10 protein-coding genes and 1 pseudogene are annotated in these 12,305 nt (G+C 35.3%); all 11 read right to left on the reverse strand.

Annotated elements, in window-relative coordinates; genetic code table 11:
• A partial coding sequence (locus F6K23_RS26490; protein WP_293161339.1) for a hypothetical protein occupies window positions 1-642 on the reverse strand: 642 nt, incomplete at its 3' end.
• Window positions 643-680: 38 nt separating this feature from the next.
• A complete protein-coding gene (locus F6K23_RS26495; RefSeq protein ID WP_293161341.1) occupies window positions 681-1,319 on the reverse strand; it encodes a hypothetical protein in 639 nt (212 codons plus the stop codon).
• A 1,120-nt stretch (window positions 1,320-2,439) separates the two neighbouring features.
• The gene (locus F6K23_RS26500) at window positions 2,440-2,922 is read right to left on the reverse strand and encodes a hypothetical protein (RefSeq protein WP_293161343.1); all 483 of its coding nucleotides are present in this window, start codon (window positions 2,920-2,922) and stop codon (window positions 2,440-2,442) included.
• A gap of 68 nt (window positions 2,923-2,990) precedes the next feature.
• On the reverse strand, window positions 2,991-4,292 hold the full coding sequence (locus F6K23_RS26505) for a glycosyltransferase family 39 protein (protein WP_293161345.1): 1,302 nt from the start codon (window positions 4,290-4,292) through the stop codon (window positions 2,991-2,993).
• Between the two features lie 8 nt (window positions 4,293-4,300).
• Window positions 4,301-5,554, reverse strand: a complete 1,254-nt coding sequence (locus tag F6K23_RS26510; protein ID WP_293161347.1) for a transposase — start codon at window positions 5,552-5,554, stop codon at window positions 4,301-4,303.
• 92 nt (window positions 5,555-5,646) lie between these two features.
• Window positions 5,647-6,402, reverse strand: coding sequence for a hypothetical protein (locus F6K23_RS26515; protein WP_293161348.1), 756 nt, complete (start codon window positions 6,400-6,402; stop codon window positions 5,647-5,649).
• A gap of 151 nt (window positions 6,403-6,553) precedes the next feature.
• Entirely contained in the window at window positions 6,554-7,192 is a 639-nt protein-coding gene (locus F6K23_RS26520) for a hypothetical protein (RefSeq protein WP_293161350.1), read from the reverse strand.
• A 32-nt stretch (window positions 7,193-7,224) separates the two neighbouring features.
• Window positions 7,225-8,748, reverse strand: a complete 1,524-nt coding sequence (locus F6K23_RS26525; RefSeq protein WP_293161351.1) for a glycosyltransferase family 39 protein — start codon at window positions 8,746-8,748, stop codon at window positions 7,225-7,227.
• Between the two features lie 24 nt (window positions 8,749-8,772).
• Window positions 8,773-10,185, reverse strand: a complete 1,413-nt coding sequence (locus tag F6K23_RS26530) for an FG-GAP-like repeat-containing protein (RefSeq protein ID WP_293161352.1) — start codon at window positions 10,183-10,185, stop codon at window positions 8,773-8,775.
• Between the two features lie 1,307 nt (window positions 10,186-11,492).
• Window positions 11,493-11,867, reverse strand: a pseudogene (locus F6K23_RS26535) (sulfotransferase); the annotation flags it as partial.
• 59 nt (window positions 11,868-11,926) lie between these two features.
• Window positions 11,927-12,223: a sulfotransferase gene (locus F6K23_RS42180; protein WP_367267828.1), complete on the reverse strand. Its 297-nt coding sequence runs from the start codon at window positions 12,221-12,223 to the stop codon at window positions 11,927-11,929.
• Between the last annotated feature and the right edge of the window lie 82 nt (window positions 12,224-12,305).

A 12,305-nucleotide genomic window follows, 5' to 3' on the forward strand; every position in this document is an offset into this window, starting at 1 on the left:
ATAGCACAAAAGCCCATAAATAAAGATCACAACTCCTAACATTTCAAGAAACTCTTCAATGGTTACCAATATTTCATAAAAAAAGTTATTAGTATCATACAAATAAGCGTAATATCCACCAACCATTTCCATGCCAATTCCACCTCCAACATAAAATATTCCAGCGAGAAAAAATAGATATTTTATTTTTTTAGGCAGAGATTGAAGAAATTTTAGATAAATAAATAGAACAGTCATAACTAATATTAATCCTGGAATTACCCAAGTGTAATAAAATATTCCAGTTGCATTCAGCATATCTCGCAAAGGATGAATTAATTGTTCGTGCAAGCTAATTGTTTCATCAATTCCTAGATAGAAAAATATGACAGATAGACCTATCCACTTCCAAACATATTTATCCTTCTGTTGCCATTTTTTATGAGAAATTATTCCCAGAATGACACAGCAAAAAAATAAACTAAAAGATGAAAATAATGAAGGAATTGTATATTCTCCATCTACATTAAATTTTTCAATCAATTCGGCAGAATTAGAGAAAGCATAATATTGAAAAAACTGCCCAGTAATACTGGCAATTGTTAAGCCAATAACAATAAATATTAGAAATATAATGATTCTTTTTGGAGATAAATAAATCATATTACTGATCATGAAGCTTAGGCAGGGAAATGTTTTTTCTACTGTTGCCTGTTGCCCTTTGCCTGTTGCCTGTCATAGCACAAAAGCCCATAAATAAAGATCACAACTCCTAACATTTCAAGAAACTCTTCAATGGTTACCAATATTTCATAAAAAAAGTTATTAGTATCATACAAATAAGCGTAATATCCACCAACCATTTCCATGCCAATTCCACCTCCAACATAAAATATTCCAGCGAGAAAAAATAGATATTTTATTTTTTTAGGCAGAGATTGAAGAAATTTTAGATAAATAAATAGAACAGTCATAACTAATATTAATCCTGGAATTACCCAAGTGTAATAAAATATTCCAGTTGCATTCAGCATATCTCGCAAAGGATGAATTAATTGTTCGTGCAAGCTAATTGTTTCATCAATTCCTAGATAGAAAAATATGACAGATAGACCTATCCACTTCCAAACATATTTATCCTTCTGTTGCCATTTTTTATGAGAAATTATTCCCAGAATGACACAGCAAAAAAATAAACTAAAAGATGAAAATAATGAAGGAATTGTATATTCTCCATCTACATTAAATTTTTCAATCAATTCGGCAGAATTAGAGAAAGCATAATATTGAAAAAACTGCCCGGTAATACTGGCAATTGTTAAGCCAATAACAATAAACATTAGAAATATAATGGTTCTTTTTGGAGATAAATCAATCATGTTAAAGAAGAAGGTGGTAAGTGGTAGGTCTTAGGTGTTAAGTATGGATTTATATCATATCTGATTGAATACCGAACGATAATACAGTTTCATAAATATTGACTACAAATATATAGAGAATTTTGATGATAATTTCTCTGTTGTTGCCAAAAATTATTAATCTAATTGAGTGATCGAATATCTCATTTTATGCAAGCATTCAGCTATTAGCAGTCAGCTATTCCTACGGAATGCTACCCAAACAGCAATTAGTAATGAATAATTACTTCTCAGGTTTAGTCCGGGGACTTTGGCAGTAACTTTTTATTCAAACTCAATTTCAAAGGTTGCTTTTACCGAATAATTAATAATTGTTAATTAAATAATTCAGTTTTATTAGTCCCCCTTTTCAAGGGAAAAAAGCGGTCGATCTTCGCAGCTTCCCGAAGGGTGGGATGGCTAGGTCTCCTCGCCATATCCAATCGACCAAGAGAAAAGAAATAATATTTCCTTATATTCAATCAAGAACGGTTTTAAGCAGAGGTAATTATCCATTATTCATTAATAAACTTACACAAAATTAATGGCTGATAGCTAATAGCTGACAGCTGAATGCTTACCATTTTATGACTTTTTTAAAACTTATTCCAACTTCGGTAATGAAACTGACTGATATAGCAATTCCCATGCTGATGACGTACAAAATTCATTTGTTGCCCGGGAGTAGGGAATAGAATAGAATAGAAAAGAAGAAAAATAAATTTACCTCAGTAATTTGAGAAATGCTATATTAATAGTCATATAAATAGGAATTATCCAAAAACACTATATGTATAAATTCAAAACTATAGTGCTACACTATCCATAGCCTTAATAACTGAAATATAGTGATTTTTTTTGGAGATAAATAAAGCATCCTAAAGAAGAAAGTATTAGGTGTTATACCAATTTAAACAAGACTTACACAAATTGACTTTTAAAGCACAATTTGTAGGGGTAAATAGTATTCTTTATCGCCATAATTAGCTAGTTAGTATTGATTACTCTTATGTTTACTTCTCCCTCACTCCCCTACTCCCTACTCCCTACTCCCTAACCAAAATTAACGGCAATGATACAACTTATAACGATAACCATTAATTTTAGGTAGAGGACTAGAATATTTCCGACAATCGAAAGTTTCTAAATCCCTTCCCTCCACCTTCAAATTAACTGCCCATAAATCTAGAGGTCGTGGTGTTTGAGACAGGAATTTAGCTAAAGCTGAATCAGAAGTTAATCTTTGTTCTTGCTGTCTTTTCATTAATAAAAATTGAGGTTGAAAAAAACTAGAAATATTGATTTTCTCTTCTTGACGTTTAAATTCCAGACCCAGTGCAATTAAAGCCCGAATTTCAGCATGAGTTTGATAAGTTGTAGCAATTAAAGACGGGATTTTAGACTGTGTTTTAATTGCCTCAACTAGAAGGTCTGCACGCCGTGATTTTTGATAGCCATAATTACTGATCACCGTTAACCCACCGCATAAACCCATCAACAAAACAACCACTACAACTCTTTTATTAATCAGTTTTAAATTTGCCAAAATTAAATCTTTTTTTGTTGCCCCTTCCTCTTTGATTTTCCTACTTCCCAACTTCTGTAAAAAATCTCTTAATTGGAAAAATTGAAAACCTTTCTCCTTCTCAGAAAAAAAAATTTCCCTTCCGACCGATCTTCCAAATTATCCCAACACTTTCCCAATATTGCTGCCAATAAAATAATTACAATAGGAAAATAAACAAAATGGTAACGAGCAGCAAGAGATAAATCTTTACCCATACCGTAAATAATAAGTAAAAATAAAGCGATCGCTCCTACAAAAAAACCGACAAAAACCTGAAAATAAAAACGCTTATCAATATCATTCATCTGTGCTTTCCCACCTCGCCATAAACCAGGAGCAACCCAAACCAACACAACCAAAAGTGTCACTCCAGATAAAATAGTCACAAATAAACTTGTCCCTTCAATGGGTAAAAGCCATACCATTGTCAATACCCAACCCAACAAGCGAGGAATAGGATGCCAAATTTCATCAAGCTCAAAGCTAGTTGATATCCAGTCAGTAAGTTGACTGTTGCCAATACCACCTACAATAGGCCACCAAACCAAACCAGCAATAAACGTTCCCAGAGCAACCAAATAAATTCGCCACCAATAGCGTTGAAATAGGTTTTGAATATCTCTCAACCAAAACCAAGCAATAACTAATCCCTCTGCAGTCAACGCCAAGGCAAAAAAATAGTGAGTGGAAATTCCCAAACTATTAATTATAACCCAAAGAAAGCCTAGCCATATCGGAAATATCTTGCGTTTTTGAAGATAGGGCATTATTGCTGTCAAACAAGTTACAGAAGCAATAATCCATAAAATAGTTAAAGTGTAATGACGAGATTCTTGGGCGAGGTAAATGCCATAAGGAGAAATTGCCATTAATGCTGCTGCTATATGACCTATTAATGGAGAAAACGCCAAGCAACCCAAGCCAAAAATTGCCGGAATAGCAATTACACCAAAAATAGCACTGAGCGATCGCCCCACCCACAGAGAAACCAATTCTCCATCAGTGCTGAATAATTTAAACCACAGATGATTTAGTACAAAATAGAGTGGAGGATGATTATCTTCACCCAGTAGATGATGAATGACATCGGTAGGAGTAGAAGTTGACTCAAATTGTAAGGGTGACAGCAATTGGTCTAGACTAATAACTCGATCTAAAGGTAGGTCAAAAAAGCTATTGCCTAGACTATAACCCAATGTAGCAATTTCGATAGATGAGGCAGACTTGTCAGCTAAGTTTGTCCCACGCAGGGTAATACCTAGAAGTATCCAACTACATAGAAGTATTAGATGTAGCCATCTTTGATGATTTTGGTTAACTCGGTCATTTCTCATTCTTTTGAGTGACATCTCCCACACTAAGCTGACGCTATAGTATGGGCTTCTCGTTTCGTAGCCCCGGTATTCCGTCGGGCTCCACGAGCTTTAAGGACGGAATGCCCTACCGCCCTATTTTTGATATTTATCGCCGCATTTAAGTCGCGGTCTATTAATATGCCACAATGCGGACAAGAATGAGTTCGTATGTCTAATTCTTTAGGGACTTTTTCCCCACAATTTGAGCAATCTTGGCTAGTATTTTTGGGGTTCACTGCTATGGTTTTCTGTCCAGCATTTGCCTCCTCCGGAGGAGCTGCGCTAACGGCTTTGACAGCAAGAATAGACAGGAATTGATCCCATCCAGCATCATTAATTGATTTACTCAAACGGGTTTTTGCTAGCCCTTTAATGTTTAAGTTTTCGTGGGCAATAACTTCAGCTTTTGATAACAATTCATTGGCTGTTTTGAAATGAAAATCTTTACGTTTATCAGCTACCTTTTTATGTTGTTTAGCCACAGCTAGAAGAGCTTTTAAGCATCTTTTGCTACCTTTCTTTTTACGGGATAAGGGTTTTTGTAGAGTCTTTAATCGCTTCTGAGATGAGCGATAATATTGAGGAATGGGAACCGACTCTCCGTTACTTGTTACCAAAAAGTCTTTTAACCCCATGTCTATCCCCAAAGTATTTTCTGAAGTAGGTTTAACTTCAGTTGTGAACTGAGGAACCGACTTATCTTCTAGGGATAGCGTCACATAATAACCATCAGCTTTGCGACTAATAGTAACAGTTTGAATTTGAAATCCTTCTGGTATTGGTCGATGCTGAATCAACTTTACCTTACCAATTTTGGGCAAGTTTATCTTGTTTCCTTCAATACAGTCTTGCTTGATTTGAGGATAACAAAAGCTTCGATAACGTCCTTTTCTCTTAAACCTTGGTTTCCCTAATTTATCTCCATTTTTGTCTGCCTTAAACCATCTATCAAAGGCAAGTTTTACCCGTTTTGTGCAGTCTTGTAATACCTGAGAATGAATTAGCTTGTATTCAGGAAACTTATCTTTGGTATTGACTAAATCTCGTTTTTGAGAGTAATAATCTGGATTATCTCTTAGTTGAGGAATTGGCATCACCAAAGGGCAAGCGTTAACTGGACAACGATTTTCTTCCCACCACGAAAACCGCTCTCCTAACCTATAGTTGTACTGCCGACGCAACAATTCTAACCACATTTCTATTGTGGCTATTTGTTCTTTGTTGGGTAATAGCTTGTACTGGTAGGCGGTTCGCATATTTACTTTAATTTGGTGTATGCTTTTATTATATAGCAATGAGCGCTGGTATATTTACAAAATTATTAATTATTAATTGTCGAACATATTCATCAATTTTTTCCAGGTGCTAAACAAGTATACATATTATTCTTTGATCCAACTACTGGTTTAACTTGATAAATATATTTATTAATCACTTTTTCTACTTCAATTTTTACATAATCAGACATTGAAGATAACCATCCATCAATATCAATGTACATCCACTTTTTATTAGCCTTATTATTAACAGCAAAGTCAAGTAAACGACTCATATTTGCTGAACCTGCTGTTTCACTAACTTCTTTCATCATAGAGTAAGTCAAGCTGTAAAAAGGTTCGGAACCTTTTTGAAAATATGTTTCCCACCCACTCCAATCTAAGTTATTACGAGTTAATATTTTCTCGGCAAAAACAGTAGCCATACCCTCTACATAACAATCAAGTAATTGCGCATTTAATAAGTGAAAAATTTCATGACTTAACTGTCCGTGAAAAGCATATTCAGAGGGTTTACGACTTAAATAGATAGTAAACTCACCTTGATTTGCATTATCAAGTGAAGCTAAAGGACTTGTATGTAAGCGTAAATTTACTTTTTTTACTGCTATTCTTGGCTCGCCGTAGAGTTGTTGACTATAATTAAATCCTGATTTAATAAAAGAAGAAACACTAGGCTTATTTAAACTATCATCTAAGGCGTTAACTTCGGGTGATGAAATAAATTGAGCAGAAACTTTCTGTAGTTTTACATTAGAAATGTATAGAAAAATAAGTAATGAAATAAATATAGTGAATAATAGCTTAGGTCTGATAAACTTTAGCATAATTTGTATCACAATCAACACGGATTAAATTTTTTATTTCACTAATTAATATTGATATTGATAAAATCAAAAAAATCTATAACTATTTCCCAAAAACAAGAGTTAATTAGAGAAATAGCCCATAAAAAAACTCAACTTGATATCGCTTATTCTATATCTCAGAAGTACCGGGTTTAAGTAAGAAAATATCTACTGGAGCAATTTTCTGACGTTGTTCAACCTTAAATTGTTTTTCAATAGCTGATACTAAAGTAGGTGATGGATAAGTATATACTAGCCAGATGCGCGATTTAGTTTTTGGTAAACTTTGAAGCCAACGTTCTACATCTTGAGGATCATCTTCAGGTCCAACATTTCTCACCTCAATAGTTGCAGAACCACCATAGTAATGATTCAGTGCTCTGGGAATTGTCTGATGACCAACTTTCCAAACAATTATGTCCCCAGACTGCTCGTTGCTTTGAATAGATTGGACAATACCCCGCCAATCTTCTCGATCTAACACTGTATAGTAGCGCTTCAACCCTCCACCAATAGCAACAAAATATATGAGAGCGATCGCCACTGCCGGCATTCGCCACCGACGCCAACCCCCCATAATCCCCGCTGCCAAAAGGATAAAAATATAAGGGGCAGTAAACAGAAGATAACGATTTACCCACAAAGAACGAGAAATTTGAGAAACCAAGAATATTGGAATTAACGGTAAAAATCCCCAGGCAGCTGCCCAACCAAGCTTATATAAATTTAGTTTTTCAAAAAATGCTAAACCTATTAAGCTAGCTACCATGATCGAGTAGAGATTATAAATCTGATTTAGCTTTATTTTTTGTAAGATTCCAGATCTTTTCTTTCATAATATTTTTTTCGAGGTACAACTAAAAGGACATCTGCTTGATCGCTTGTTTCATGTTGTTGTTGCTTAATTTGAATCTCAAATTGTTTTTCAATTGCAGACAATACACTGGGTGAAAGGTCTAACAATAACCAGATCCGAGATGGGGTTTGTGGTAAGCTTTGAATCCAGCTTTCTAAAGCTTGAGGATCTTCTAGATCGCTTAGGTTTTTGTGAACAATATTGGCAGAACCCCGATAATAATGCTCTATTGCTATATCAATTCTCCAACCACCAACCCAAACAAATAGATCTCCAGGCTGTTCATTAGTTTGAATTAGTTGGAAAACATCCCGCCAATTTCCTCGACTTTGTGTTGTGTAATAGCGCTTTAATACCCCCCCTACAGCAACAAAATATATGAGAGCGATCGCCACTGCTCCTATTTTCCAGCGACGCCAAACTGCCAGAAAACCTACTGCCAAGATAATAAAAATATAGGGAGCAGTAAACATTAGATAACGATTTACCCAAAGGGAGCGGGAAATATGGGAAAATAAGAAGATTGGAATTAAAGGTAAAAATCCCCAGGCAGCAGCCCAACCAACTTTCTGTACATTTCGTTTTTCAAAAATTGCTAAACCTATCAGAGAGACGGTTATCACTGAGTAAAAAATATAAAAACCGTAAATTAAGTTTGAAGCTGGTCGTCTGGCGTGATACCAAGTAGTAAATTTAGTAACTTGGAATAGCACTTTAAATATATCTGGGCCTGGGTGTTTAAACTTCCTGGCTAAATTTGGGTCTACGGTCTCAACTTGTCTAATTCCCCCTACAAAAACCGATGAATCTCGAGCTACATTTATTAACCAAGGAGACCACAAGAGAAAAATTACTATCAACCCTATACCAAAACTTAATAATAACCGTTTTTGTTTACGAAATTTCCAAGCAAATAAAACTGTATCTGGTAGTAATAAGAGTAAATTTAGTGGGGTAGAGATAATAGCTAACCATCGAGCGATCACCCAACCACCAATAGAAAATTTATTTGGAGATTCTAAAGCAGAAGCTAAAGCTAAAGTACCAAGTAATCCAAAAAAAGTGCTAGGTCCATACATTCGGACTTCTTGAGCATGATTGATAAATAGAGGCGACAAGGTTAGGATCAGGGCTGAGATTAAACCAACAGGTTTACTTACCAGACGACACCCAAGTTGATAAATTAAAAAGACACTACCCAGAGTAAAAATAACACATAAGCCCCGTAACCAAATATCGCTGTCACCAAACATCATCCAGCCATTTAGGAGAGTAGGGTAGAGAGGACGTGGAACTAGGAAAAAAAAATATTTGAGATTTTTAGCGCGATGTATACTAATCAGTTCATCTCGCCAAAGGCTTTCTTCACCAAGATCGTAGAGATATAATCCAGTAGCCAATAATAGAATTAAAGCAATTGGCACCCATTGTTTCCAGTAAAATTTTTCTTTGTGAGTAGTTGTATTCATATATGTTTATAACAATTAAGTAACTTATGGACTATAGTAATTCCAAGTCATTTTACTACGAAGGTAATGATTTTGAGACCATAATCTAGGGCGATTCGGATTTTGATTCGGTTCGGGGTTACTGTAAATATGCAGCTTATTCCCATTAACAACAATCAACTCCTCTCGCCAGTCTCCAGATACATCCGCTACATAGAGGCGATCGGCTTTTTCTTTGAACCTGTAGAGAAATTCTCCACTCAAAGGATCGAAAATTCCTACGTCTCCTGATTCATGGCGTTCTTTAGCAGCAGCTAACTGTTTTTCTCTTCCTGTCCAATCAATAGTAAAGATAACTTCTAGACCTCTGACTGTCCAACCTCTAGGCGCAACATCGTCCATTTTATAGTTGGCGATTAGCTGACCTTGGGCATCAAATATGAAAGGTTTCTGATGTTCATTGTAACGACTGCGACACCATATTTCCAATCCTGGACGATTGTCAAAATTCCCAATAGCAGCATTTTGAGGTTCTTGATTTTTGTAGTGAGTCTCCCAAATTAAGCGATCGCGATTATATAGAAAAACTCGATTATCACCACGCTCTTCCAAAGCTAGTACCTCTAATCCAGGAATATCTGGACGCACATCAGCAACAAAAATGGAATCAACATGACTTTTGCCTTTGAGAGGAATTTGAACAAGTATTTCTCCATCTGGTGAAATCAGGGTACCACCCAAAACTTCATCTTTGCCATCTCCGTTCAAGTCTGCTACTCGTGCCCCATTATGAGCATTAGCTACAAAGTCATCTCTCGTCCATAGAGGTTGGGGGTCTTCTTTTTTCAGCAAGTCATCTATTGCATAGGCGGCTAAAAAGCGTCCCATGCGATATCTTTCTGAGTTGGTGGTTTGCAGCAATAAATCCCTATCGCCTTGCCCACGAAAATTAGTAATTACTAAGTGCTCCCACCTTTCTGTTCCTGGTGGTGATTTCAGCGTAATAGTTTTCTTGGTTTTTCCTCTTTCACCCTCAACAATGTGAAGAGTATTATCTTTAGTTAAAAATAATACTTCTGTTTTACTATCTCCATCTACATCACCTGCTTGTACTCCTGGTCCGTGCCATCCAGGTAATCCATTCCTCTCAGATTGTTTGCTCACTTGAATATCGATCTGTTTTGCCCAGAGTTTTTGCCCATTTCCCTGATAAACTACGATATGGCCTGGTTTGGTAATAATAAAATCCTTCTGACCATCATCATTGATATCTGCTGTAATTATTCCTCCTACTCTTTCATCTTCAGCAGGTAAATCTAATTCTATGATCTGAGGTTTAATAGAAGAATAGGGTAAACTTGATACTTGAGTGCATCCACTACTCAGAAACAATAGAAAAAATAAGAATATATCAACTCTAATTTTGAATAAATTTCCTTTTATAAAGTAAGTCTTCATAATTTATTTTTTAGTATCTATGCTATCTATATTTGAGTAATTGCTTGGGAACCATCAAAAAAACAATAGCTACTATACTTGTAGTCATTATTCCTAAGCTATACCAGGGTTTACAGCGCTTTTCATATTGATGAACCACATCGTCATAATCACGCGTCCTAAAGTAGCTATTGCTGCACCCACTACTTGTAGATAAAGAACTTAGTAGAAAGCTATTCAACTATTTTCCTCAAAACCTAGTAATTGTGCAATAGGCACTAGAACTAAGAGAATGGGTAAAGAAAGAAATTCTTCGAGAAAAAGGAACCTAATAGTGGATTTAGTAGCTAGCTTCTAATGGATTTGCAGCTACTTCACAAGTCATCAGAATAGGAAATCCAAATTTAATCAACAGAGTAAAGAATAGTTGCTTGAGCAACTGCACTCGCAAATACCTCTGCTAGAACTATATAAAAAAATGAAGGAGAGAGCTAGGGTTGCTTCTGTTATCATAGCATAGATACTAGGAGAATGTCGATAGGAGAGCTTTCATAGTTCATAAAAATTAAAATATGACACATCCTTCGGATCGCAGGTGTTACCCTGACGCTCGTGTTAGCGTAGTGCCTCCTTCGGAGGAGCTACAACACCATGGCAGTTGCGTGACTGTCGGGAGACCCGCAAGGGCCTACTGGCTTCTCTATCCCATGGTCAAAGACATTTAGGACTACTTTTCTCATTATGTTTAGAAAACCATTAACATCAGCATTGATGGATCCAATGCTTACGGTACGATTGCATTCCTCTTTGTCTTGATGCAGTCGCTCATGGGGGAAACCCCCTTTGGCGGCGCTGCATCGCTTTACTCTTTTTTCAGAAAAGGTGACATAATTTTTCTCACCTTCAGTGTACACTGGAATCAAATCATTATCTATAAAATTTGCTTTTGAGGACTAAATTTAATGGGATACCCAAAATAAGAGTTGGAATAAGACAAGAAAACTTTTTGAGAGTAACATCAGTTTAAATTCTTCATTTTATTCCTTATTAACATAGAGATTTTTCTAATTTTTAACTGAGCTTGATACTTAATCTGTTTCCTTAAAATCGGTATAAAAAGTTTACGCACATAGCGAAATACATTGTCTTCTATGAAGAAAATAGTTTTTTCATGTATTCCAATTTCAGTCTTTCCAGATGTTTCTAATTGATACCCATAAATCTTTAAACCATCCCCTGCAATAGACTCAAGAATTTCAATTTCTCGCTTTGTAAGTTTTTTTCTAAAAATACCTACTTTTTGGTTAGAGATAGGTTTATTGAGGGAATCAACAAAGAGGATCTGATTGACAATAGAACATTCTCCTTTCTGTTTCTGGCAGATTTAGGTTTACAGTTTCATAGTCTTCTTCAAGAAAATATTTAATTTTCTTTAACTGATTTTCTAAATCTAGAACTAAATCTTCGTAATGAATTTCTAGGAATTGATCGGAATTTATAGTTTTCTTGAATTCGTCAAAAGTAATAACGTATTCTCTCCATCTATGTGCTATGCCATAGATACTTTTTGGACCAAGAAAAACTCTTTTCAACGATTCGGCTACGTCCCTGCCATCTCGTATTATATGGATAAATTTTGCCTCTGGAAATAATTTATGAATTTCTTTTAAATATCGTATGTGCTGTGGAGTCTGATCTCCCCAAAGTTCATACCTGCTTTTTGAGCATAAAGTTCAAAAAGCAAGGAAATGACACCCTTTACTCAGGTAATTTTAAGTTGCTTGCAAAAATCGATTACTGATATTCCTAAACCCCACTCTTTTATACATAGATCCTGTAGAATATGCTTGACAAAAAGGTAAAGATTAGAGTCTTTTTGTAGAACTCCATAATAGTCGAATATATCGGAAAAACGTTCAAAAATATGACTTTCTGAAGGAATAATAATATTCGGGTGGGCATCTATAAGAATTTGAAGCAAAGTTGTGCCTGAACGTGGACAAACTACCATAAAAAATGGTATTTTTAGAATTTGCGAAATATCCTTTTCTGTAACCATCTTAAAATTATTAAAATTATTAAAATTATTTGTATCAGCAGCCCAATAGTTGTTAAGTAAACTATCATTTACAATTTTGAAA

The organism is Okeania sp. SIO2C9 (assembly GCF_010672455.1).
Lineage (GTDB): Bacteria > Cyanobacteriota > Cyanobacteriia > Cyanobacteriales > Microcoleaceae > Okeania.